This is a genomic window from Marinobacter sp. M3C, from assembly GCF_023311895.1.
In the GTDB taxonomy this organism is placed as follows: Bacteria; Pseudomonadota; Gammaproteobacteria; order Pseudomonadales; family Oleiphilaceae; genus Marinobacter.
Window position 1 is genome coordinate 2,209,732 of the sequence record NZ_CP092284.1, and the last position, 24,266, is coordinate 2,233,997.

24 protein-coding genes and 1 pseudogene are annotated in these 24,266 nt (G+C 55.1%); 13 read left to right on the forward strand and 12 right to left on the reverse strand.

Going from position 1 to position 24,266, the window contains the following annotated elements:
- Positions 1-33 precede the first annotated feature (33 nt).
- Both MIH18_RS10280 and MIH18_RS10285 read right to left on the reverse strand, forming a co-directional pair.
- Positions 34-1,581, reverse strand: coding sequence for an AMP-binding protein (locus MIH18_RS10280; RefSeq protein ID WP_249007394.1), 1,548 nt, complete (start codon positions 1,579-1,581; stop codon positions 34-36).
- A gap of 6 nt (positions 1,582-1,587) precedes the next feature.
- Complete coding sequence (locus MIH18_RS10285; RefSeq protein WP_249007393.1) at positions 1,588-2,760, reverse strand: acetyl-CoA acetyltransferase; 1,173 nt, start codon at positions 2,758-2,760, stop codon at positions 1,588-1,590.
- A gap of 120 nt (positions 2,761-2,880) precedes the next feature.
- Between MIH18_RS10285 and MIH18_RS10290 the strand changes: the two genes are divergently transcribed.
- The 3 genes and pseudogenes from MIH18_RS10290 to MIH18_RS10300 all read left to right on the forward strand — a co-directional run.
- Positions 2,881-3,447: a LuxR C-terminal-related transcriptional regulator gene (locus MIH18_RS10290; RefSeq protein ID WP_249007392.1), complete on the forward strand. Its 567-nt coding sequence runs from the start codon at positions 2,881-2,883 to the stop codon at positions 3,445-3,447.
- A gap of 27 nt (positions 3,448-3,474) precedes the next feature.
- Positions 3,475-3,771, forward strand: a complete 297-nt coding sequence (locus tag MIH18_RS10295; protein WP_249007391.1) for a hypothetical protein — start codon at positions 3,475-3,477, stop codon at positions 3,769-3,771.
- 251 nt (positions 3,772-4,022) lie between these two features.
- Positions 4,023-4,405 (forward strand): annotated as a pseudogene (locus MIH18_RS10300) (transposase); the annotation flags it as partial.
- Here MIH18_RS10300 and MIH18_RS10305 read toward each other — a convergent pair.
- On the reverse strand, positions 4,347-4,640 hold the full coding sequence (locus tag MIH18_RS10305; protein WP_249009083.1) for a hypothetical protein: 294 nt from the start codon (positions 4,638-4,640) through the stop codon (positions 4,347-4,349). The pseudogene MIH18_RS10300 and the gene MIH18_RS10305 sit on opposite strands and share 59 nt — an antisense overlap.
- A gap of 26 nt (positions 4,641-4,666) precedes the next feature.
- On the opposite strand from MIH18_RS10305, the gene MIH18_RS10310 reads away from it, so the two are divergent.
- A complete protein-coding gene (locus tag MIH18_RS10310; protein WP_249007390.1) occupies positions 4,667-4,987 on the forward strand; it encodes an enoyl-CoA hydratase-related protein in 321 nt (106 codons plus the stop codon).
- 171 nt (positions 4,988-5,158) lie between these two features.
- On the opposite strand, the gene MIH18_RS10315 is transcribed toward MIH18_RS10310, so the two are convergent.
- Positions 5,159-6,064 (reverse strand): LysR family transcriptional regulator, encoded by a 906-nt coding sequence (locus tag MIH18_RS10315; protein ID WP_249007389.1) that lies wholly within the window; start codon positions 6,062-6,064, stop codon positions 5,159-5,161.
- Between the two features lie 108 nt (positions 6,065-6,172).
- Between MIH18_RS10315 and MIH18_RS10320 the strand changes: the two genes are divergently transcribed.
- The 7 genes from MIH18_RS10320 (at position 6,173) to MIH18_RS10350 (ending at position 12,719) form a co-directional block, all read left to right on the forward strand.
- Complete coding sequence (locus MIH18_RS10320; protein ID WP_249007388.1) at positions 6,173-6,769, forward strand: MFS transporter; 597 nt, start codon at positions 6,173-6,175, stop codon at positions 6,767-6,769.
- Positions 6,770-6,798: 29 nt separating this feature from the next.
- Complete coding sequence (locus MIH18_RS10325) at positions 6,799-8,136, forward strand: SGNH/GDSL hydrolase family protein (RefSeq protein ID WP_249014486.1); 1,338 nt, start codon at positions 6,799-6,801, stop codon at positions 8,134-8,136.
- Entirely contained in the window at positions 8,126-8,920 is a 795-nt protein-coding gene (locus MIH18_RS10330; protein ID WP_249007386.1) for an SDR family oxidoreductase, read from the forward strand. The genes MIH18_RS10325 and MIH18_RS10330 overlap by 11 nt, the downstream gene beginning before the upstream one ends.
- 855 nt (positions 8,921-9,775) lie before the next feature.
- Positions 9,776-10,804: an ABC transporter substrate-binding protein gene (locus tag MIH18_RS10335; RefSeq protein ID WP_249014487.1), complete on the forward strand. Its 1,029-nt coding sequence runs from the start codon at positions 9,776-9,778 to the stop codon at positions 10,802-10,804.
- Positions 10,801-11,565 (forward strand): ABC transporter permease, encoded by a 765-nt coding sequence (locus tag MIH18_RS10340; protein WP_249014488.1) that lies wholly within the window; start codon positions 10,801-10,803, stop codon positions 11,563-11,565. Before MIH18_RS10335 ends, MIH18_RS10340 begins: the two co-directional genes overlap by 4 nt.
- Before the next feature lie 47 nt (positions 11,566-11,612).
- On the forward strand, positions 11,613-12,383 hold the full coding sequence (locus tag MIH18_RS10345) for an ABC transporter ATP-binding protein (protein WP_249014489.1): 771 nt from the start codon (positions 11,613-11,615) through the stop codon (positions 12,381-12,383).
- 36 nt (positions 12,384-12,419) lie between these two features.
- Complete coding sequence (locus MIH18_RS10350; protein WP_249014490.1) at positions 12,420-12,719, forward strand: hypothetical protein; 300 nt, start codon at positions 12,420-12,422, stop codon at positions 12,717-12,719.
- Positions 12,720-12,762: 43 nt separating this feature from the next.
- Here MIH18_RS10350 and MIH18_RS10355 read toward each other — a convergent pair whose 3' ends face one another.
- From MIH18_RS10355 to MIH18_RS10390, 8 genes are read right to left on the reverse strand one after another with little or no spacing between them, the layout of a single operon-like run.
- Positions 12,763-14,169, reverse strand: coding sequence for a hypothetical protein (locus MIH18_RS10355; protein ID WP_249014491.1), 1,407 nt, complete (start codon positions 14,167-14,169; stop codon positions 12,763-12,765).
- Between the two features lie 47 nt (positions 14,170-14,216).
- A complete protein-coding gene (locus MIH18_RS10360; protein WP_249014492.1) occupies positions 14,217-15,404 on the reverse strand; it encodes an alpha-hydroxy acid oxidase in 1,188 nt (395 codons plus the stop codon).
- Positions 15,405-15,422: 18 nt separating this feature from the next.
- Positions 15,423-16,403 (reverse strand): D-glycerate dehydrogenase, encoded by a 981-nt coding sequence (locus MIH18_RS10365; RefSeq protein WP_249014493.1) that lies wholly within the window; start codon positions 16,401-16,403, stop codon positions 15,423-15,425.
- A 3-nt stretch (positions 16,404-16,406) separates the two neighbouring features.
- On the reverse strand, positions 16,407-17,333 hold the full coding sequence (locus tag MIH18_RS10370) for a dihydrodipicolinate synthase family protein (RefSeq protein WP_249014494.1): 927 nt from the start codon (positions 17,331-17,333) through the stop codon (positions 16,407-16,409).
- 2 nt (positions 17,334-17,335) lie between these two features.
- Positions 17,336-18,457 carry a mandelate racemase/muconate lactonizing enzyme family protein gene (locus MIH18_RS10375; protein WP_249007376.1) on the reverse strand — a complete coding sequence of 374 codons (1,122 nt, stop codon included), beginning with the start codon at positions 18,455-18,457 and terminating at the stop codon, positions 17,336-17,338.
- A gap of 30 nt (positions 18,458-18,487) precedes the next feature.
- A complete protein-coding gene (locus MIH18_RS10380; RefSeq protein WP_249014495.1) occupies positions 18,488-19,996 on the reverse strand; it encodes a tripartite tricarboxylate transporter permease in 1,509 nt (502 codons plus the stop codon).
- A 36-nt stretch (positions 19,997-20,032) separates the two neighbouring features.
- Positions 20,033-20,518 (reverse strand): tripartite tricarboxylate transporter TctB family protein, encoded by a 486-nt coding sequence (locus MIH18_RS10385; protein WP_249014496.1) that lies wholly within the window; start codon positions 20,516-20,518, stop codon positions 20,033-20,035.
- A 44-nt stretch (positions 20,519-20,562) separates the two neighbouring features.
- Positions 20,563-21,531, reverse strand: coding sequence for a tripartite tricarboxylate transporter substrate binding protein (locus MIH18_RS10390; protein WP_249014497.1), 969 nt, complete (start codon positions 21,529-21,531; stop codon positions 20,563-20,565).
- A gap of 164 nt (positions 21,532-21,695) precedes the next feature.
- Here MIH18_RS10390 and MIH18_RS10395 point away from each other — a divergent pair, with 164 nt between their 5' ends.
- Positions 21,696-23,423 carry an IlvD/Edd family dehydratase gene (locus MIH18_RS10395; protein ID WP_249014498.1) on the forward strand — a complete coding sequence of 576 codons (1,728 nt, stop codon included), beginning with the start codon at positions 21,696-21,698 and terminating at the stop codon, positions 23,421-23,423.
- 120 nt (positions 23,424-23,543) lie between these two features.
- Positions 23,544-24,227 carry a GntR family transcriptional regulator gene (locus tag MIH18_RS10400; RefSeq protein WP_249007371.1) on the forward strand — a complete coding sequence of 228 codons (684 nt, stop codon included), beginning with the start codon at positions 23,544-23,546 and terminating at the stop codon, positions 24,225-24,227.
- Positions 24,228-24,266: the final 39 nt, after the last annotated feature.

Genomic DNA, 24,266 nt, shown 5'->3' on the forward strand with positions numbered 1-24,266 from the left:
TGTTATTGTTTAAACTCGGTTCTTTCTACTAACTCACTCTGACGTTGCCTTTTTACCCAGTAGTTCTGCACGTTTTCGTAGTTTAGTTTTTAGGACTTTTCCATAGCTGTTTTTAGGCAGATCTTGCAAAAAATGATACTGTTTCGGCTTCTTAAACGAAGCCATCCGGCTCTTGCACCAGGTGTCAAGCTCGGTGGTCTCGCAAGCCTCACCTGCCTCCAGAACCACGAAGGCAACAACTTCCTCACCCCACTCCGTGCACGGCATCCCAATCACGGAAACCTCAAAAATCGCGTCATGCGCCAGCAGCGTTTCTTCCACCTCGCGAGGATAAATGTTGGTGCCACCCGAAATAATGACGTCCTTCGAGCGGTCCGTCAGAGTCAGGAAACCATCCCGATCCATCGATCCAAGATCGCCGGTAAACAGCCAACCGCCCACAATCGCCTTGGCGGTTGCACCGTGGTCACGCCAATAGCCTTTCATCACCGTATCTCCCGCGACCACGACTTCGCCTACCTCGCCGGCGACCATGTTCTGCCCAGCCTTGTCCACCACCCGCACCTGTACGCAGGCCTGCGCAAATCCAACCGAGGCGAGCCGGGCGCTGGCATTGGGATTTGAGGTGTCAGCCACGAGGTCGCGGGGCAGCGCGGTGATTGTCATCGGACTTTCGCCCTGACCGTAGATATGGACAAAACACTTACCGAACCGTCTCAGCGCCTCTTCGATATCGGCTCGGTACATTGGACCACCGCCATAAATGATCGTCTTGATGCCCGTTCCGTCATACCCGGTTTCGATCGAATAGGTAATCAGGCGTTTGACCATGGTAGGTGCTGCAAAGAACACCAGATTACCGAGCTCTCGCGCTAGCCCGGCTATTTCTGCAGGATCGAAACTGCAGGACTGTGGCACGATATGGCAGCCCCCTGCGCGAATGATTGGAAAATGATAAAGTCCCGCGCCATGGGACATAGGAGCTGCATAAAGTGAATTGTCCTGCGGTAATGCGGTATCTACGTCCAGCGCATAGGACATTGACATCGCAATGAGATTACGGTGAGTCAACATGACGCCCTTGGGGCGGCCCGTCGTACCGGACGTATAAAACAACCAAGCGACCTCGTCAGAGGCTGTGTCGACCGGTGGAGTCACCGGGGGTGCATTCCGCGCGACATCTATGAGCTCAACGCCTCGAATGCCCAGCTCGACGCACTCTCTTTCCAGATCATCTACGCCAGGATAAACGTCACCACTTTCGGTTATCGCCACCTTGGCTTCAGCATTGCTAATTATCCATGCGGCCTCGCGTGGGTGTAATTTATAGTTAATGGGCACGGCGATGGCACCGATCCAAAAAACTGCGTGCAAAACTTCTAAATATTCTGGGCAGTTGCCCACAAACAAAGCAACCCGATCACCCCGACCTATCTTCAATGTGTCAACCAGATAATGCCCGATAGCTGAACTGCGCTGTGCAAAATCACCATAAGTTGCGTGTAGATTGGCACCGAACCTAATCGCTGGGGCAAGCGGGCGAGACAACGCAGTTTGATAGAGCCAATGTGAAATATTCATTTCGGATCAACTCTTCCGCGCTTCTAGAATTGAAGCATAGTTGGCCACTGCTGCCCCCCCCATATTGAAGACCAATCCCATACTAGCGCTTGGCTTCTGCATGTCTCCGGCCTGGTCGGTCAGCTGCCGATAAGCCATCACATACATCGAAATGCCTGTAGCCCCCACCGGATGACCTTTAGCCTTAAGCCCCCCAGACAAGTTCACGGGTAAGGCACCTTCTCGATAAACTGTGCCATCTTCGAGCGCACTCGCACCTTGCCCTTTTGGCGTCAACCCCATCGCCTCGTAGATCAATAGCTCAGCGATAGTGAAACAGTCATGCACTTCGGCGAAGTCGATGTTTTCCAGTGTCACGCCTGCAGACTCAAACGCCTGGGCAAATGCCTGCTCTGGCCCCTCAAAGGCTAGAAAATCACGACTCGATATCGGCAAGAAGTCACTGACGTGAGTAGCTGCGCGAATACACACTGATCTCGGGAAATTCCTTGAGTTCTCGTTGGTCGTCAATACTATCGCAGCGGCGCCATCGGTGATCAGAGAGCAGTCAGCCAACCGCAGCGGCGGCGCAATCGCGGGATTGGAATCGGACACCGTGCTGCAATGCTCGAAGGTAAATTCCTTGTGCATCTGAGCCAGTGGATTGGCCATCGCATTTTTGTGATTCTTGACCGCGATCCGTGCCATCGCGTCCAATGGGCTGGTATAGCGCGCCTCGTATTCGCGCGCTGCTACGCCAAACACTTGCGGAAAACTCAGTGCTGCCTCGTCAGAATTGTTTTGATAACCAGCACCAGCCAACGCTGCAGTCACCTCAGAGGTCGAGCGGTGGGTCATCTTCTCGGCTCCAACGACCAAAACAGTACGAGCCTTTCCTGCCTGAATTGCGTTTATTCCGGCATGGATTGCTGCTGAACCAGATGCACAGGCGTTTTCCGCCCGCATCGCAGGCTTAAATCGTAACTGAGGATAAGCCTGATGAATCAATGAAGACGGAAATCCGTCTGATACCAAGCCCGAGTTGTAATGACCCAAGAACACTGCGTCGATATCGGCCGGATTGATGCCGGACTCTTCAACAGCCTCACGCGTCGCCGCGACGATTAGCTCTTCGAGGTTCTCTTGAAGACGTCCGAATTTTGTGTGGCCACTGCCGACGATGGATATTCCCGTAGTCATGCTATTCTCCTCATTAATCTATACTTAAGAATGCCACACGAGAAATTTGATGATATTGGTCAAAATACTTAATTTAATACGTATATTTACTTAATTCTCTGCGTAAAGGACTTCATGTTTATGAATGCATCTGTAGCGCAAAAGGCGGCGGCACTGGGATTTCAGGAATCACCAGTAGCACAAATCGTCGTACGCCACCGGCATATTGTCGAGGCGAACAAAGCCATTGAACGCTTGTTCGGCTACAGCCGAGACGAAGTCTTGAACCATTCAGTGCGGCGGCTTTATCCAACGACCGCAGATTTCAAGCAAATAGGGGAAAAGTGCGAAAACCGAATGCTTGCAACCGGCGACAATTATTACGAAGACGAACGCTTTATGCAGACTAAGGGTTGCGAGATTTTCTGGGCACGAGCAAAAGGGATGACACTCACACCTAAAGATCCCTTCTCCTTGATGATCTGGAGTTTTGAAAAAATCACTAACAGATCCTATCGCTCCGTGAGTATAAGCTCACGGGAGCGCGAGGTAGCACACCATCTTGTCAATGGCCTCACTTCGCGCGAGATTGGCGCCACACTATCTATTTCGCACCGCACCGTAGAGGCGCATCGCGCCAGCCTGATGCACAAATTTGGTGTAAAGAATGTCGCCGAGTTAGTCTCTGAAATCGTTCTTGCCGTCTAAAAAGACTTACAGGTAAAAAGCTAGCTGGTGACTGAAAGCCAGAGTCTTGAAACTTATGTTTTCCGTGTTGCGTTGGATAATGACCTCAACGCCAACTTGCTTCGGCGCTGGGTCAACGAGTCGAAGCAAGCAGATAAAAGCCTGTCTCACGCGTTTGTGCCCATCAATTTACCGACGGTGACAACCCCATTCGTAGAAAAGCGTAGCAGCATTCGCACCGAAATCCCCCGAGCCGGCGGGCAAGTAGTTGAGGAGTGGCCGGTCGATCAGTTTCATAAGTGCGTTGCGCCTCAACAAAACCTTTTAAAATTGAGTGCATTTTAGGTGTTCGACTCAACCAGGTCTCATTGTGTTTAGCTGTTCGCAAACAAGCGGGGCAATCGAATGAAAGTGTCGATTAATGATGGCCTGGGTGTTTGGCCCTGCGCTCGCCGAGTGAATCGTGACAAATTCTACTGGGGCGAATCCTGACGCGGCGATCAACTGCGTTTGACCGATGAGCAGTTGGCCGCGCTGGCTCAGGGGCTTCCCTGGCAGAGCCCCGGCGGCGCCGGCGTGTCTCCTTGCACCTTCCTGGAAGACTGGTCTGCGACGATTGCTCGGGTTACAAGGTTGGCTTCGGCAACGGCATCACCGAAATCGGCTGTATGACCCATGCTCCGCACAAGTTCTATGACCTGCACCAGACCTATCAGAGTGAACTGGAGGTACATGCCTTGGAATACATTGGCCAGTTGTACCAGGTCGAGCGAGAAATCAAAGATCTATCACTGGATAAACGACAGCTCATAAGAAATGAAAAGCCCGGCCCACTTCCGATGCTTTACACCAATGAGTGTTGGCTCACCGGCAAAAAGTGCCGGGTGGCTTAGGCACGGCCAGAGCTCTGGATTACAGTCTTAAACGCTGGAAAGCGCTGACGCGCTATCTGGATGATGGCGCGGTGTCCGTCGACAATAACCGGCGGAAACCAAACCGATTCCAATCAAGCAATTCCTCGCTTCGAAAAAACTGAGCGAAACAGATAGAGAAAAAGTCAAAAGTCTGTTGTTAGGTTTGTCGGAAAACGAAGCTGGCAGAAATGCACTTTCGAAAATCGGCATGACTGGCTTCGTGCCTTGGAATGCTGCCGCAATGGATGAAGCAACCGAGCGCTTAGGTTTGTAATCAAAAAGGATTTTTCCTTCAGTCACTCATTTCAAACGCATCGCTCTAAGCGGTGCGTTTTTCTTTCAGAAGCGCAGAAGGCATCATGCCTGTCGGTGGAGGAGACGGCGGCCGCCTTTGTGATGAAGCATCGCCCCAGTTCAATCAACTGCTGAAGTTTGCCCGTCAACAGGCCGCTAAATTGGTGGCTTTGCCGGCTTCTTCGATACGTACCGCCAAGCGTTTGATGAAGAGCAGTCAGCAAGCAGCGATCGAAGCAAAAATGGCAGAAGAGGGGAAATATTTTCGCGCAATGCTGCCAGCGCCGGAAGCGAAAGAAGCTATCAGCGCATTTTTGGAGAAACGCAAACCGGATTTCACGCAGTTTTCCTGACGTGTCGGGCAAAACTTCCGACGAAATTTCTCGAAACTTCGACTAGCTCCCACCCGCATCCATTGCCGTTGCCGTCATCGCCGGTTGCAAGCTACAAAGCGCCGCAACTACGACATCACGGCTCTGGGCGCAGGCACGGATGCCTGCGTTACTTATAGCGTAAATCCACTTTCAATCGAAGTGGACTTTCTCCACCAGAAAATCGAGCAGGGCACGCACCCGCGAAGGCAGATAACCGCCTTGCCCGAGGAAGACCGCATGGACTTCCTCCACATCCCCCGGATTACATGCTTCCAGCACCGACAGCAACCGTCCGGCTGCAATGTCGTCCTTGACCTGGAATGCTGCGAGCCGTGCCAGACCGAGTCCGGCAAGGACCAGGCGCAGCAGTGCTTCGCCATCGCTGACTTGGGCATTGCCGTTCGTCGTCATATTGATGATTTGGCCTTGGTCAAGCAGCGGCCATCCGTCCATGGCTCGCGCATAGTTGAAGCCCAGTCGGTTGTGCTGCTCAAGGTCAGCCACTTGAGTTGGGACGCCATGGCGCTCAAAGTAGGCAGGCGCGCCGACAATGACCATCCGCGTTTCGCCCAACTTGCGTGCCAGCAAACTCGAACTCTTCAGCGGACCAGCGCGCACCGCCACGTCCGCGCGCTTCCCGATGATATCGATCACTTCATCGGTCAGCACAATGTCGAGGGTGATGTCGGGATATTTATTCAAAAACTCGGGCACTAGCGGCAGCAAAAAGCGATCGCCAAACGCCACATTGGCGTTCACGCATAGCCGCCCGCGCGGCGCATCGTTGGTCGCAGCGCCGCGCTCCGCTTCTTCCAGATCGGCCAGTACCCGCACGCTACGCTCGTAAAACACACAGCCCTCGGGGGTTAGTTGCACTTGTCGGGTCGAACGATTGAGCAAGCGTACCGCTAATCGACTTTCGAGCCGTCCTACCAGCTTGCTGACCGCAGATGGCGTCATGCGAAACGCACGCGCAGCGGCAGAGAAACCGCCCAGTTCGACTACGCGGACGAAGACATCCATTTCTCCTGATCGATTGACATCCAGACGCGCCATATTGAAATGAACTCACAAGTGTTTTTCCTAGAGGCAGTCTACTCCACAAGTTGATTTGAATTCATAATTTATCCTCTGATAGCAGATCAATTCACAGGACTTCGACTGATGCCAATTGCTCTTTATGCACTAACCGCCGGTGCCTTCGGCATCGGTGTCACCGAATTCGTCATCATGGGTTTGCTACTGGAAGTCGGTGCCGAGTTTGGCGTCTCAATCCAGGCGGCTGGCTGGTTAATTTCCGGCTACGCACTGGGCGTCGTTGTCGGAGCGCCGCTGCTTACGGCGATGACTGGGCGCTGGCCGCGCAAGACCTTGCTGTTGGGCCTGATGGTGATTTTCACTCTGGGTAACGCTGCGTGTGCGCTGGCGCCAAGTTATGGCTTTTTGATGGCCGCCCGCGTGTTGACTGCGTTCGCCCACGGTACTTTCTTCGGCGTCGGTTCTGTGGTTGCCACCGGTTTGGTGGCGCCGGATAAACGCGCCTCCGCAATCGCCTTCATGTTTACTGGCCTGACGCTGGCCAATATTCTGGGCGTGCCATCGGTGCCTGGCTGGACGGAGTCGTCATCGCGTACGGCCCCGGACTCAGCGTATTACTTGGGTGGCGGCGCTGGTGCCGTCGTGCGCATTTGGCGTGGCTCTGACTGCCATCCGGCTGGAACGTGGGCAACGTCTGGGTGCCGATGGCAAGCCTCTCTATGAACCCAATTGACTGAAGACAAGGACTCACCATGACAACGAACCTTAATACTCGCCCCTATGCCCGCCGCCTGGCCTGGCTCCATCGATTCATGGCAGTCACGCTGGCGACCTCGCTGGCCGTGCCCTCTGCCGTGAGCGCGGCCGAACCCAGCGCCTGGATTGGCACCTGGATGGCCAGCCCGCAACCGATTTGGGGACCGGACTTCGCTTTCCCCACCAACATTCCAGCCACGCTGCAGGATCAGACCATTCGGCAGGTGACCCGTATCAGTCTCGGCGGCAAGCGTATCCGCATCGTGCTGTCCAACGAGTATGGCAGCCAGCCGCTGGTTATCGGCGCCGCGCATGTCGCGTTGGCCGATGCCGGGTCGGCGATTGTTGCCGGCACGGATCGGCCCATCACTTTCGGCGGCAAAACCTCTGCCATCGTACCGCCGGGCGCGCCGCTGATGAGCGATCCGGTCGATCTGACAGTCGCACCTTTAGCTAATGTGGCGGTCAGCGTCTTCCTGCCGAACAAAACGCAGGCCACCACCTTTCATTGGGATGGTCGCCAGACGGCCTATCTGGTGAAGGGTAATCAGGTCGCGGCCAAACATATCGAGACAGATACCACCACAGGTGCGCGCATCTTCCTGCGCGGAATTCAGGTCGAAACTGCCACACCTGCCAGCACGGTGGTCGTGATCGGCGACTCGATCACCGACGGCAATGGCGCAACCATCAATGCCAATGCGCGCTGGCCCGATTTTCTTGCCGCACGTTTGGTATCGAGAAACGTGGCGGTACTCAATGCCGGTATTTCTGGCGCCCGCCTGCTCGGCGACCGCATGGGCGTCAATGCATTGGCGCGCTTTGACCGGGACGTGTTGAGTCTGCTGCGGGTCAAGACGGTCGTGGTCCTCCTCGGCATCAACGACATCAGTTGGCCAGGCACGGCGTTCGATCCTCAAGGCATCAGGCCGTCGGTCGACGCGCTGATCGCCGGCTATCGCCAGCTCATCGCGCGTGCGCACACCCATGGCGTGCGGGTCGCCGGCGCGACGCTGACGCCGTTCGAGGGCGCATTGCCGGACACGCCGCTGGACAATTACTACCACGCGGACAAGGACCAGCTGCGCCAGCAAATCAACACATGGATACGCAACAGTGGCGAATTCGATGCAGTGATTGACTTCGACGCGCTGGCCAGAGACCCGGCGCATCCGGCCCGTTTGAAGCCTGAATTCGACTCGGGCGATCACCTGCATCCAGGTGATCGCGGCAACAAGGCGATGGCTGACGCCATCGATCTGGACACGCTTTTCCAGGCTAATTACGCGCACCTCTTATCTCCATCACAAAAGGATTCTCCTCATGAAAATTGACCTCTCCGGAAAAACTGCCATCGTCACCGGCTCCACCGCTGGTATCGGCTATGCCATCGCCAAAGGACTGGCCCAAGCGGGTGCTGCAGTAATAGTGAACGGCCGCACAACCGCCGCTGTCGAACGTGCCGTCGCCAAACTGATGTCGGAAGTTGCGCAAGCCAACATTCGCGGCGTTGCGGCCGATGTTGGCTCTGCCGAGGGCTGCGGGATACTGGTGGCGGCACAACCGTCGGCCGACATTCTGGTCAACAACGTCGGCATCTACGGGCCGCAGGATTTCTTCGAGATTCCTGATGACGAATGGAGTCGATTTTTTGAGGTCAATGTCATGTCGGGGGTGCGGCTGTCGCGCGCTTACCTGCCTGGCATGACGCAACGTCATTGGGGCCGCGTACTGTTTCTATCCTCGGAGTCGGCGCTGAACATTCCCGCCGACATGATCCACTACGGCTTCACCAAGACAGCACTCCTTTCGATCTCACGCGGGCTGGCCAAGCGTGTTGCGGGCACGGGCGTGACTGTCAACGCCATTCTGCCCGGTCCAACCTTGTCGGATGGCCTCGAAGCCATGCTGAAAGAAGAGCAGAAGGCATCGGGCCTGTCGATGGAAGAGACGGCGGCCGCCTTTGTGATGAAGCATCGTCCCAGTTCGATCATCCAGCGCGCAGCGACCGTAGAAGAGGTGGCGAATCTGGTCGTCTACACCGCTTCTCCCCAAGCTTCGGCCACCACTGGCGCGGCACTTCGGGTTGATGGCGGTGTGGTCGAGACCATCGCTTGATGGCATGCGTATGCTCCGCTCTTACAAGAACGATTTGGCGAATATAACTAAACATTAATCTGCACGAATTGACTGCTTCGGGGCGACTTCAGCCATTCACGAATCTCGCATATTGGCCAATAACGACAATACATCGGTGCGCATCAGCTAGGCAGGATAAGGCTTGGCTTGGCTTGGCTTGGCTTGGCTTGGCAGCGACTGTTGGCGTAAGTGGCCAAAAATTACGTCTTTTAGGATGTTTTCTTATAGTTATCGTGAAAGTTCACTCTATGCGTATTGCCGTTATTTCAGACATTCATGGAAACTTACCCGCACTTAAGGCGTTTGTGCGAGACATCAAACGCCGCGGCGTCGATGCCGTAGTTAACCTTGGAGACAGTTTGTCGGGCCCGTTATTGCCCCTCGAAACGGCGCAGTTCCTGATAAAGTTCGTTTTTCTTAATGGCCATTGAGAGTCCTTAAATAGGCTTATCTTTTGCACGCTATCGGGTAAGCATCACCGAAAAATAGCGACAGCAAAAGTAACGTTTGGATTGATTTCCAGGCTGTGCGGCGCCCAAGGGCGGGAACATCCATAACGTGGCGATCAGTCTGCGTGGCAACCTGCCGTGACTCTACTATCTGCGCTGGCGTTTGAGTTGTGACATGAAAAACCTTATCAAAGAGCACCTGCGGCTTTTCTCAAAGCGCATAAGCTGCCATGACGGGTGATGAAGCCGATAGCAGTTATTGTTGAAACGACTGCATTCGATTTTTATAATATAGTTATAATAATTAAATCTAAAATTCGATTCAGTTATATGTGAAAAAACGTTAGACTAAGCGCTAATGTTTCTCAACAGAGTTCATCTTGCCATGTCACCTCGCTTTCCTTTAGCAGCCCTGTTCGCCGGTCTGCTGACTTTCTCCGGCCTGACCCAGGCCGACGAACACATTACCACTCTTGAAGTGGGATACATGCCGATCCTGCCCGTCGCGCAGCTGTTCGTTATGGAGGGCGAGGGCTGGACCAAGGAGGCGGGCCTGGATCTGGAACTGACCCGTTTCACAAGCGGTTCGGCTATGGTTCAAGCGTTGGCCTCCGGCGAGTTGGACGTCATGTATTTCGGGATTGGTCCGGCAATGGTTGCGCGTGCCAACGGCGTGCCTATCAAAGTGTTAGCTGCAAGCATTCAAGAGCAAATCGGCCTAGTTGCACGCGGCGACTTCGCTGTGGCCTTCGAAAACAACGATGCCGCCCAAGCCATCGCCCGTTTCACCGAAGAGCAGGGTCGCAAGCCCAAGATTGCCACCTTCCCCCAGGGTTCGGTGCCGAACACCGTACTGCGCTACTGGCTGATTGAACAGCTGGGCGTTGGCCTGGATGCAGTGGAAGTTATCGGCATGGGCGCCGACCGCGTACAGCAAGTACTACTGGCCGGTGCGGTGGATGCCGCCTCGATTCTGGAACCTATTCTCACCACGGTTCAGGAACGCGATGCTAGCGCACGCGTGGTCGTGCGTGCCGCCGAAATGTTGCCGGGCCAGCCGGGTGCCGTGTTGGCCGCCCGTGAGGCTACCCTGGCGGAACACCCCGAGGCGATGCGTAAGCTGATGGCACTTCATTTGCGGGCCACCGACATACTGCTGAATGAACCCAAGCGCGCCGCGCCTCATGTGCGCGAGTTCGTCGGCCGCCGGCTGATCGACCTGGCCACCGTTGAGGCCGCGCTGGGTTCGCCGTCATCCAACTACATCAGCGACCCTCACGCCATTCGCGAAGGCACGCGTCGCATGCACGACTTCCAACTGAGCCAGGGCACCCTGCGCAAAGAAGTGGATCTTGACGCTTTGTTCGACACGAGACTCTTCGACGAGGTAAGCAAGGAGCTGTCCGCGCAATGAGCCCTACCATGACGCGTTCCCGGCGTAGCCTATTGAGCGCCGCGGGCCTTGTTGCCTTCGTGTTGCTGTGGGAACTGGCTCTGCGTAGTGGTCTGCTGCCAGGCAGCCTGGTACCGTTACCATCCTCGATTCCGCAGGTTTTCTGGTACGAGCTGATCGACGGTATCTGGCTGGACGTAGTCCGTTCAAGCCTTGTGCACTACAGCGTGGGGTTACTTCTTGGCTCCAGCTTGGGCATTACCGTTGGCGTTGCGGCAGCACTGCTGCCACGCTTTGATGCGCTGCATGCCTGGCTGGCCCGCCTGCTGCGGCCGATCCCGCCGCTGGCGTGGATACCCTTCGCGATCATCTGGTTTGGCATCAACCCTTCGGCGGCTGCGTTCATCATCAGTATTGGGGTGTTCTGGATCAACTACTTCGCCAGCTACAGTGCGGTGCATTCGATTGATCCCAGTTTTGACGAGGTGGCCCAGGCCTTCGGCCAGCGGCGCTTCCTTTCCCGCCTCACCAAGGTCAACTTGCCGGCGGCCGCCCCCGGCATATTGGGCGGCCTGCGCGCTGGCCTCGGCCAAGGCTGGATGACCGTGGTCGCCGCCGAGTTGTTTGGTATTCCCGGCATCGGCCAGCGCATGATGGAGGCCTCTAGTCTTCTGGCCACCGATATCGTGGTGGTTTACATGCTGACCATCGCTGGGCTCTATGCGCTGTTCGATTTCCTATTCATGCTGATTCAGCGCCGATTGTTAAGGTGGCAGCCGTGACGATAGCTATGACGACATCTGTAACAACATCTATAACGCCGCCCAATGTGACAACTACACGTGCCAGCTTCGCGGGACCGGTACTCAACGCTCGAGACCTCAGCCTCGGTTTTGGTCACACCACCGTGCTGGCCGGTGTTGAACTGGCGCTGTACCCGCGCGAGTTCGTGGCGGTCGTGGGCGCCTCAGGAGTAGGTAAGTCAACCCTGCTTCGAGCGCTTGCCGGCTTACTCGCCCCGCAGACCGGCGAGGTAGACATTCCTGCCGGCAAGAACGATGGCACTCGCGCCTGGTCAATGGTTTTCCAGGCCTCGCGACTGTTCCCGTGGCGACGGGTGCGCGCCAATGTAGAGCTGGGACTTGAAGGCCTAGGGCTGTCGCGTGCTGAGCGGCTCGAGCGGGCCATGCAGCCGCTGACGTTGGTCGGCCTGGATGCCTACGCCGATCGGTGGCCACATACGCTGTCGGGTGGCCAGCAGCAGCGGGTTGGCATTGCGCGGGCACTGGCCGTGCGGCCTAGAGTGCTGTTTATGGACGAGCCTTTCGCATCGCTGGATGCCATCACTCGCCGGCGATTGCAACAGGAGCTAATCGCCCTGCGCCAACGCACCGAGGCCGCCATCGTTTTCGTCACCCACGACATAGAAGAGGCGGTACTGCTCGCCGACCGGGTGATGATACTAGGCAACCAGGAGGAGGGTCAGCCCGCTCGGGTTGTTGAGACCCTCAGCGTTAATCTTCCGCTCGACGAGCGTCGTGACCTCCCCGACTTCGCGCCGCTGGTGCAGCGTGTCGAAGCAATCATCGGCAACCACTGACCACCATTGACCACGACATCACTCCTGGAGATCATCATGACACCCCTTCGCGTGCTACTTCATGCGCCGACGGCCGAGGCACTGGCTCGCGCCCGGCGTAACGCCGCTAACCTTCGCAACGCTCGGCCCGATGCCGAGGTGCTGATTATCGCTAACGGCGCCGCCGTCGCAACCGCCCTGGCCACCCCTGACGCGACCGACTCGCTGCTGCGACTGTGCCGCAATTCGCTCGTTGCCCAAGGGCTTGATAATACCCGAGGGCTCGTTGAGGTCGAGGCGGCCGTGGTCACCCTGGCCGAGCGACAAGTCGAAGGCTGGGTTTATATCCGTGCTTGAGGCGGTCGAGCGCTGTCGCAGCATAGAGTGTGATGCGCTCGGGTCAAAGGATGTAGAAAAGCAATAGCGCCCACAGGGTCAGCGCAGCGCCGGCCGCAAGAACATACACCCCGTTCCAGCCCAACCCGGCTCTCAGGGGTGACACTCCGCCCAAGGACGCAGCCAGCATGACGGAAGCGGTGAATGGTGAGGTCGCCCCGCTCAGCGCCCATCCGGCTGTGATCGCCACGACCATCGCCGTAGGTGGAATTCCCATAATCTCCGGCGAAGGCAGAATGGGCACCAGCAGCGAAACGGCAAGGATTGGGTTCATGCCCAGCTGCCCTGTAACGGGGATGATCCAAACCATCGCGGCGACGATAATCCAGGGTGGGATCGTTGTCAGATCAAGCCCTTGTGCCTGCACCAGCGGCACCAACAGGAATGCCCCCAAACTGCCGATAAATCCGGCCATGAACAGCAAAACGATCTCACCGCGATAACTGGGCAGCTCGCGCGTGACGAACAGCCGAGCGCGCTGCCAGACGTTGACGCTGCGCGTCAAACCAACCGGGGGTTGTTGCATTGCGATCCACAGAATGGCAATGACGGGAATCAGCGACATGACCGCACCGATCACCTCGACTCCCGTGACGATATGCAACAACGCGACGCCGACCAGTACAAGACCCAGCAGCACCAGCAGTGGACTCAACTGAGTCACCCATCGCTCTGTCTCCGGCGGGCGTGTATTCGATTTCACTTGCGGCTTGTAAAGTGCGTCCAGACCCCATCCGATCACCAGCATCATCAGCGCACTGACCAGCCCCGGCAGAGCAGCAGCACTCCAGCTTGCACCCGGCACGACGGACACGCTGATGATCATCGAAAACCCCAGGGGCGACCAACACAGGGTGGACGCAAAGCCCCGCTGGATCGCAATCATCATGCGGCGGGTGCGTTGCCTGCGAATCTCAGGGTCTGGCTCGCGCGCCGCACTTTCGGTCGCCAAGGTCCCCAGCAACGATATTGAGCCATAAAGCAGAACCAGCGCGAACAGATGCCCGCCGATGGTCAGTGCGGTGTAGCGCAACCCCGAACGCTGCCGTGCAAGGAAACGCCCGCATTCGACGATTGCCGGCGCGCTTATGGCGGCATTGCGGATAGCCGTCAGGGCGGTGAACAACGCCATCACCATCGCACCACGCTGCGCCGCTAATGCGGTCGCTGCCACCCACCCCGTATTCGTCAGCGCGGCCCAAAGCACCAATGCGATCGCGATCAGCACAAACACGACCCGAGAGGCGCGGACGCCAAAACTGAAAATTGCGACTGCGATCGCGGCCACCACCGAAGCCGCCACTGCGAATGCGGAATAACCCGTGTATTCGAATGAGACCATCAAGAAGACGACCCCGGCCGGCAGAAAACCGGCCAAGGCAAAATAACGCGAGGGTTTTAATAGTGTCATTCAGGCCGTTTCTTCATCTCCAGTGATTGTGAAAATACGTAACTAACTCATGATGAAACGATAAGAGGCTGTCCGTCTTTCAGACACATTCGCTCAGAATTCATGTCCTCTACCCTGTTTATTCCCAGCAACGCCATATTTCGCTGGATCTCTGCTGAGAGCAATTTCACAGTGTGACTAACCCCTTCCTCGCCGGCATAAGCTGCCGCATAATTGAAGGATCGGCCGACAAACACAAATTTAGCACCCAGACCCAGCGCCTTGAGCACGTCGCTCCCACGCCGGAACCCGCTGTCAATCATGACCGGCAGGCTCACCGCTTTTACAATTGCGCTTAATACATTCATCGGTGCAATGGCGCCGTCGAGCTGACGCCCACCATGATTCGAGACAATAATTCCATCGGCACCTGCAGCTTCCGCCTTGAGGGCATCCTGAGGGTGCAGTATGCCTTTGACAATCAGATTCCCGGACCAGAGCTTGCGAACCAGCGCAAGCGATGCCCAGTTCAAGTGGCTTCTACCAGAAAAGTCCCGATTGACGTTTTTTGAAATAACCGAGATGCCACGCGTGGCATGGTTGTTCTCAAAATGAGGCACGCCGAAATTGATCAGGGTTCTGATAAAGGTACCAAATAACCATCGTGGCCGCAGCAAACCGTCTATAAGCAGCCTTACACTGGGCCGCAATGGTGATGAGAAACCGCTACGAACATGATTCTCACTATTGGGCGGAACCGGGTAATCAACCGTGATCACCAGATTCTTGAATCCCGACTTTTCAACCCGTGCAAGCAGTGCTTCGATGCCTTCCTCATCACCGGGTAGATACGCCTGGAACCAATCTGTGCCATTTGGCCCACTGATATCCTCCATGGGAATCAGCGAGGAGCCACTCATGATCATAGGAATGTTGGCTTTAGCCGCCCCCTCAGCCAATACCTTGTCGCCACGATAGGCCGAAAGGGCACTGATTCCCATGGGAGCAATACCAAAGGGCGCGGCATACTGCTTGCCGAAAAGCTCCGTTTGCAATGAGACCTTCGAAACATCAACGAGCGCACGTGGTAGGAAACAGTAATTATCAAAAGCGCTCCGGTTGGCGCGCAGCGTCTTGCCATCTTCTGCTGCGTTGGAGATGTAACCGAAGATGGGACGTGGAAGATGTCCTCGTGCGGCTTTTTCAAAATCATGCAAATTCAGAATTGAGGCCAATCGCCTGTGCTGATCCTTCATCCAAAGTTCCTTGTGATGTTACTTGGCCAACAGAACCTGCTCATTGACCGCATTCCTCGGTGATTTACCTTGTAACGCCAGAATCAGGTTCTCAACGGCGAGTTTGGCCATCGCCGCACGGGTTTCGTGAGTAGCTGAGCCAATATGAGGCAAGGCAACAACATTCGGCATCTGCAGGAGCGGAGAGTCAGCGGACACCGGCTCTTCTTCAAATACATCGAGACCAGCGCCACCAATCTGGCCTTCGTTGAGCGCAGCGATCAAAGCAGCCTCATCAACCACCTTACCTCGAGCAATATTGATCAGGATCGACGAGGACTTCATCCTCAAAAACGCGTCGGCGCCAATCATGTGATGAGTTTCAGCCGTCAACGGCACGGTGATACAAACGAAATCCGACTGGGCCAAGAGTTCGTCCATGTCGCAACTCAGGGCGCCGAGCTCTTTTTCAAGGGCTGGTTTAGGCGATGAATTGGAATAAAGCACGCGCATACCAAAACCGAGTGCACCACGCCTGGCAACGGCGGCACCTATGCGCCCCATACCAATAATGCCCAGCACTTTACTGTGCACATCAAGACCATACAGCGGTTTGTCGATATGCTCCACCCAGTTGCCCAGCTTAACGAGCTCGGCCAACTCCACCACACGACGAGCGGTCGACATGATCAGCGCAAATCCGGTGTCGGCCGTTGTTTCCGTCAGCACATCGGGAGTATTGCACAGCAGTATTCCGCGTCGCGTAAGTTCATCCAGCGGAAGATTGTCATAGCCTACTGAAATGGTTGAAATCACTTTCAGATGGGGCGCCTCGTCCAGAATCTTTTTATTGATGACGAGTTTTCCACCTATCAGGCCATGGGCGCTGCGCATAGCCCGGATATAGTCCTGCTGATTGTCCTGCCCCAGGGTATCGAAATAATTCACATGGAACAGCTGGCGTAAACGCGCCAGGTGATCTTCGTCCATACGACGCACTACAACAACGCGCTGTTTCATATATTAAACCCCTGTGGACGGCAGATCGGGCATCGCAAAATGCTCCGCGTCCAATAGAGAAAAGAGTTCTCTACTCTTATCGGCACTAAGCTCGACTAAAGGCGGCCGGGTTCTAAGCCAATCTTTTTCGCCGCTATAATGACCCGTTGCCGCCTTAAGGGCGGGAATCATTTGGAACTGCTCGAACACAGCGCGAACACGGTTAAGACTGGCTTGTTGTTCATCCGCATCAGCCTGCTGCCACGTTTTTCCCAACCTGGCTATTGCCTCAGGATTGACGTTAGCCGTAGCACTGATGCAGCCAGCGCCGCCCGCTCTTAATGTCGCGAGTAAAAAACGTTCACTCCCTGCGTAGACATGAAAGCCTTGTTCAGAAAATTTATCAATTAATGCCTGAGTATTCGACCAGTCACCGGAACTGTCTTTGATGCCAACAACGGTGCTCGGGTAGGCCTTGATGAGGCGTTCTACCAGCGGCAGACTAATTGAAACCTGAGCAACAGGCGGAATGTGATAGAGGTAAACGCGCAATCGAGCATCGTCGATGCGTTCAATCACCTCAGAATAGTAGCGAAACAGGCCTTCGTCCGAGACGCCCTTGTAGTAGAAGGGCGGCAGCATCAACACGCCAGCACAGCCTAGTTCCACAGCACGACGGGACAGTGTCACCGTATCACCTATTGAGCAACTTCCGGTGCCCGGCATGAGCCGATCGGCAGGGATGCCGGCGGCCACCAGCGCCTCCAGCAACTCCACCTTCTCGACTACGGTCAGCGAATTTGCCTCCGAATTGGTACCAAACACCGCCAGACCGACCCCCTGAGATATTAACCAGCGACAATGACTCACCAGGCGCTCGACATCCGGGCTGAGATCACTGCCGAAAGGGGTAATCACGGGTGACCATACGTTTCCTTGTGACATGGACATACTCATCTCCATGAATCAATTGCATAACGTGCCAAGACATCTTCATCGAACCCAAAGCCCAGACCCGGCGTCTGGGGCAGCTTGAGGCGCCCACCAACGAATTCGAGTTGGGTGTCGATGAGTTTGCGGAAATTCAGCACTTCGTCATCGGCGAAAAACTCCACCATCGAGGCGTTTGGCGTAGATGCCACCAGATGAATATGCAGGTCGTGAAACCAATGAGGAAAGATTTCGACACCGTAACTGGCTGCGGTCGCCGCGATGCGTCGGAACTCGGTAATGCCGCCACACACGGCTGCATCGGTCTGCAAAATCATGGCTGCCTCTTTATCGAGCAGTTCCTTGAAACGCCAGCGCCCAGCCTCTATTTCGCCGGTTGCAACGGGTACCGGCGTGCGCGCAGCAAGACGACGATGGTTATCGATATCATCCGGGCTGAACGGCTCCTCGATCCAGTACGGTGAATACTGTTCAGCCATACGCATAAATCGGAGCGCCGATGGCAGGTCAGACCATGCGTTGTTGGCATCCAGCATAACCAACACATCCGAGCCCACGGCCTCACGAACCGCTGCCAGACGCGCTTCTTCTCCGGCCAGGTCTTCACGGCCGACCTTTATTTTAACGGCCTTGAAGCCCTTCGCCACATAGCCTTTCATTTCATCCGCCAGTTTTTCCGGCGTTTTGCCCTCAAGGTAGTAACCGCCGCTGGCGTAGGCCGGCACGCTGTCGGTTTCGGTAGCACCGAGAAACTTATAGAGTGGCAGATTGGCAGCCCGCGCATTACGGTCCCATAGAGCCATGTCGATGATGCTAATTGCCCGCATGACAGAACCAGTGCGCCCGTGCAGAAGCGACTCCTGATACATCTCCTGCCAGAGTCCTTCGACCCTGTGGGTATCCTCTCCGATCAAAATCGGGCGCAACAGATCCCTCACGGCTTGAGTGACTAACGCACCTGCGTTGTTTCCGCCGTAGCAAAAGCCAATGCCTTTCACTCCGTCGTCACCCGTCACCTCGACCAACGCATAATCGCGTTTGAGCACTTGGCGATTCGAGAAGCTGGTTGGATTAATAAGCGGAACATTCACAGTTATCGCCCGAATCTCAGTAATACGTGTCATGACGTTTCTCCTTAAAGTTGTTTTTGGTGCTCAGTTTTTTGCAGGTCGCTGACGGCGTAACGTTTTGAGCCAACCGAACAAGGGGGTAGCCTGAAAAACCGACAGGACAGCGATGCACAAAAGCACGATGGCAATTGGGCTATCCAGGAAGACCGCAAAGCTGTGATTGCCGATCAACATCGACTGATGGAAACTGTTTTCCATCACCGGTCCCAGGATCAAACCAATCACCATCGGTGCTGGCGAAACGCCGGCTTTACTAAGCCAGTAACCGAAGAGTCCAAAACCGAGCATCAGACCAACATCAAAGATGCTGTTGTTGATGGCGAAGGAGCCAATAATGCACAGCGTGATGATGGTACAAGCGACGAATGCATCAGGTACTTTGGTCACGCTGACGCATGCCTTGGTGAACATCAATCCAACCAGTAACAAGCCAACATTGGCGAAGATGACCGCCCAGATCAGTGTATAGGTCACATCACCGTAGTCGGTCAGCAGATTGGGGCCCGGCAGAATGCCCTGCACCATCAATGCCCCGAGCAGAATAGCCGTGGAAGAACTACCGGGAATACCCAGCGCAATAGTGGGAATCAGCGCGCCGCCGACTACCGCGTTATTGGCGGACTCCGGCGCCGCAACCCCAGCAATGTCGCCCTTGCCAAAACGGCTCTTATCTTTGGCAAACCGTTTGGCCTCGTTGTAGGCAAACCAGCTCGCTGTATCGCCGCCAGTTCCGGGAATCACACCCACAATGATGCCGATACACCCGGACCGTAAAATATTGGGCATCAATTGCTTGAGTTCACGAAAACTCGGGATCAAGCGATCGGTTATTTTGCTGGCGATCTTCGCGACCCCATTGGATTTCTCGATCAACCTCAGCGCTTGTGGAATGGAGAACAGTCCAATCAACGCTACGACGAACTCAATCCCGGAAAACAGGTTGATCTGACCAAAGGTCATGCGTGGTGTCCCTGTGAGAAAATCCATTCCCACGGTGCTCACCAGTAAACCCAAAGCACCAGACAGTAGCCCAGTGATCATCGAACCCTGGGCAAGCGAGCCGATGATGGTGATACCCAGCACCGCAATTGCGAACATTTCCACCGGACCGAACTCAAGCACGACAACGCCTAGCAGCGGCGCCGCCGTCAACAGCGCCAATCCGCTCATAAGGCCCCCGACGAAGGACGCAAACAGCGAAACCCCCAACGCCCTGCCTGCTTGACCCTGCTGCGACAGCGGATAGCCATCCAGCACTGTCGCGGCTGCTGACGGGGTGCCCGGAGTTCGCAGCAAAATAGCCGAGATCGAGCCACCATAGGATGCACCAACGTAGAGCGCCGCAAGCATGCTAAGGCCCGACGCCGGGTCCATGTTGTAAGTGAGCGGTAGCAACAATGCCAATGCCATGGTTGCAGACAGGCCAGGCATAGCCCCAACGAAAAGGCCCAGTAATGTCCCGCCAAGAATCAGCGAGATATTCGTAAATGTGATGACATTAACCAGTCCCACAAGGATCAGAGAAGTATCCATGATCAATCAACCCCATTCAGGCATCAAAAGTAGTTGTCAGAAAAACGTCGGGAGAAGAGGTATGGGGAGCCCAAGAAAGGCAATAAAAACGATGCAGATGACGGCCACCACCGCGGCGATACCTATGAGCGAAAATACGATCGAAACCGTACGGGTTACCCACAGCGCAGCCAGCATAAAAGCTACCGTAGAGAGTAAATAGCCAGCGGAATTGATGATTACTGCATAGATGATGGCCAGCACAAATGTGATGAAGACGGCCCAGTAGCGACTGGGTGCATCGCTTTTGTCATCATTGGCATCATCATTTAAATGGGCGTCACTGGACTCTACAGCCACAGTACGATGGCGGCGTAAACTGACCAGCTCCTGAACCACGATACCCAATGACAGCAACGCTACCGCCATCGAGTATATAAGAGGCATCTGAGCCGCCTGATCAGGATATCCCGTGGAGTCGATAGCAAAAACCACCGCGATGCCTACGCCAAAAATCCCCAAAACCAAACGGCTCGTGTTCATTACGTTACCTCGTTCAATTTCTGAGAAAGAGCTGGATATCAGTCCTATTTGGCAGTGTCGCTTTTGATCTCTTTCCAGATTTTCTTGTAATCAGTTTCCATGCTTTTCATCATCTGAAGATAGTCATCACCAGTGACGATATCGAGAACAAGCGCCCGCTCCTTTGCGATGGCCTTGAACTCTTCGTTCTCTTTGAGAGATTCAAATGCAGCTATCAGTTGTTCGCGGGCTTTTTCAGGGATACCAGCAGGCGCGCTGTAGCCGCGCGAGGAACCAGCTACCACGTTGATGTCTTTTTCCACGAGCGTCGGTACGTCAGGCAAAAAGTCGACACGTTCTTTGGTGAATATCGCAAGAGCTCTCAAGTTTCCGGCCACAATGTGGCCATAAACGTTGCCTAAATTATTGAAACTGGCGTCGATCTTGCCACCCATAGCTGCGGTAGCGGAGGGACCATCGCCCTGGAACGGCACACTCTGAAATTTCACATCAGCAGCCTGTTCAACAAGGATGGCGGAAAAGAAATCATCACCTCCAACACCGGAGTTGCCGACGGTTACCCTGCCAGGGCTTTTCTTGGCAGCCGCGAACAAATCTTCAACGGTTTTGAAAGGGCTGTCGCCGGGCACGACGATAATACCTGGGTCAGTGACGACATTGGCTATCGGCGTGAGCTCATCGATCGAATAGGTAATCGCGTCGTTCATGATGTAGTTGGTCATCAGCATAGGGGTATTGGTGATGCTGATCGTGCCGCCATCTTGCTTTGATTGCTTCGCCAGGCGTGTCCAGGCAATAGCACCGGTTGCGCCGGGAATATACTGGTTGACCATGTCGACACCGAGCAACTTGGTCAGAAAGGGTTGGGTCAGCTGGGCAAGAGCGTCACTACCCCCGCCCGCTTTAAAGCCCTGCAAGACTGTAATTTCATCGCCTGCGGAATACTCGGCATTAGCGGCAATTGGGGCGGTGGCAACTGCCAAAGCCAGGATAGATGCGCTGAGAAGTTTCATCTTGATACCCTTCTTCATTGTTGTATTTGTTGTGTACCCATGGAGAGTATTTCTTTTCCAACAAGATTGTCAATAATATTGTTAACAGTCATACTGCGGCCTGAAACTACAAACAACAAGCAATTACTAGGCGCTCCAACAGGGCGCTCAGTCAGGAGAATCTCATGAGCCGCGACGGTTCCAAACAAGGCATGTCCACCCGTTTGACGAATTATGGTGATGAGGGGTTTTCCCTTTTTCTGCGCAAGGCCTTTATCAAGGGTATGGGGTATAGCGACGACGCACTGTCGCGACCGATCATTGGCATTGCCAATACCTACAGTGGCTACAACGCCTGCCATGGCAATGTTCCCGGACTGATAGAAAGTGTGAAGCGCGGCGTCATGCTTGCCGGTGGCTTACCAATCGAGTTCCCGACCATCTCGCTTCACGAGTCCTTCTCGCATCCTACAAGCATGTATCTGCGCAATCTCATGGCCATGGATACCGAAGAGATGATTCGGGCTCAGCCTATGGATGCAGTCGTACTGATAGGGGGCTGTGACAAGACAGTACCTGCCCAGCTTATGGCTGCAGCCAGTGCTGGCACCCCGGCCATTCAGTTGGTCACCGGCCCGATGCTGGCCGGCTCACACCGTGGCACACGCGTAGGCGCCTGTACCGATTGTCGGCGTTTCTGGGCCTCGTATCGGGGTCAGGAAATTGACGACCAGGAAATTGCCGAAGTGAACGACAAGCTTGTGCCCACCGTAGGCACCTGCTCTGTAATGGGCACCGCCAGCACCATGGCCTGTCTGGCAGAAGCGCTCGGCATGATGTTGCCTGGCAGTGCTACTGCGCCAGCCGTGTTTGCTGACCGCCTGAGATTTGCCGAACAAACCGGCACCGAAGCGGTTCGCATCGCTCTGGAGAAGATAACGCCAGAAACCATCATGACCCAGGCGGCCTTCGAGAATGCCTTGCGGGTCCTGCTCGCACTGGGCGGCTCGACCAATGCCCTGATTCATCTGACCGCAATAGCGGGTCGTTTAGGAATCGACATCGATCTCGCGGCGTTTGACCGGATGAGTCGTGAGACACCGGTGTTGATTGATCTCAAGCCGTCTGGTGACTATTACATGGAAGATCTTCACCATGCAGGGGGCTTGGCCGCACTGCTGCGTGAAATCCGCCCGCTGCTGCATACTGATGTCATAACCATCAACAAGCGCACTCTGGGTGAAAATATCGATTCGGTGCCTGTCATTTTGAATCAGAACGTTGTCCGCCCGCGTGAAAATCCGATCTTTGGTCAGGGCGGCATAGCGGTGCTGAAAGGCAACCTGGCACCCAATGGCGCTATCATCAAGCAGTCAGCGGCTTCAGTTCGGCTGATGAAACACACCGGGCGCGCTGTGGTGTTTACATCGATGGAGGACTTGGTCAACCGGATTGACGATCCGGATCTTGACGTTCATGCCAATGACGTTCTGGTGTTGCAGAACATAGGCCCCAAGGGCGCACCGGGCATGCCTGAAGCGGGACTGATTCCAATCCCGAAGAAGCTCGCAACACAGGGAGTCAAGGACATGGTGCGTATATCTGATGGCCGCATGAGTGGCACCGCCTCTGGCACTATCGTGCTGCATGTTTCACCAGAAGCTGCCCACAACGGGCCTCTTGCGTTGGTCCGTGATGGCGACCTGATTGAGCTGGATGTCGAAAACCGGGTTATCGCTTTAAAGGTTAGTGATCAAGAACTCGACAAGCGCCGCCAGGAAACACCCTGTGAAACGCCTGAAGAGAACGTACTTGGTTACAGAAAGATGTTTCTGGAGCAGATACTGCAAGCCGAAGAAGGGTGTGATTTCCGTTTCAGCCGCCCACCTCAAACGTCCAAAGTCCCACGATGAGTCGGGATGCATGATATTGGCAAAAATTGTTACACTCACAAGCGTCAGATCTGTAAATTTTTACGCCAATTTCCAACCATAGCGTCAATAGTCACCAGAACGCTGAGCGGATACGTAGCCATGACAGCACTGCAGACACACGAACATGAACTACAAAAATTACCGCTCGGTGTTGATGACATCGTCGCTGCTGTAGAAGAAGACATTGTATTGGGGCGCCTTCATCCCAAAGAACGATTGGTCGAGGAAGATCTGACCGAGCGTTTTGACTGCAAACGCCACATTGTCCGTCAAGCATTGTTCCAGCTCGAAGGTATCGGCCTGATAGAGCGCATCAAAAACCGGGGGGCGTTCGTCAGAGCCTATTCCCCCAAAGAAGTCGAGGATCTGTACGCCATGCGTGAAATTCTCGAACTGGCAGGCGCATCAGCCATTCCGTTGCCGGCTCCGCCCAAAATGATCGAAGAACTTGAGGACATACACCGCCGCTACACTGACGCGGTCGAACATCAGGATCTGCGTGGTGTATTTCGTTTAAATATTGCCTTTCACCACGCCTTGTTTTCCCTTACCGGGAACGCTTTACTGTCCGAGACTATTAACGAATTCGCCCAAAAGGCTCATGGCATTCGCTTTATCGCCATTACGGACACCAAAAGTCGCATGCGGGCCAGAGACGATCACCAGGCGATGATCGATGCTATCAAGCAGCAGGATCGCCCCAGGCTTTGCGCACTTTGTCGCGATCACATTCTGCCCTCAAAAAAGATTTACATTGATTTGTATCGAAAACGGTTTAACTGATAGCCAGCCAGCTGGTTAAGAAGCTGACGCATCTACCCT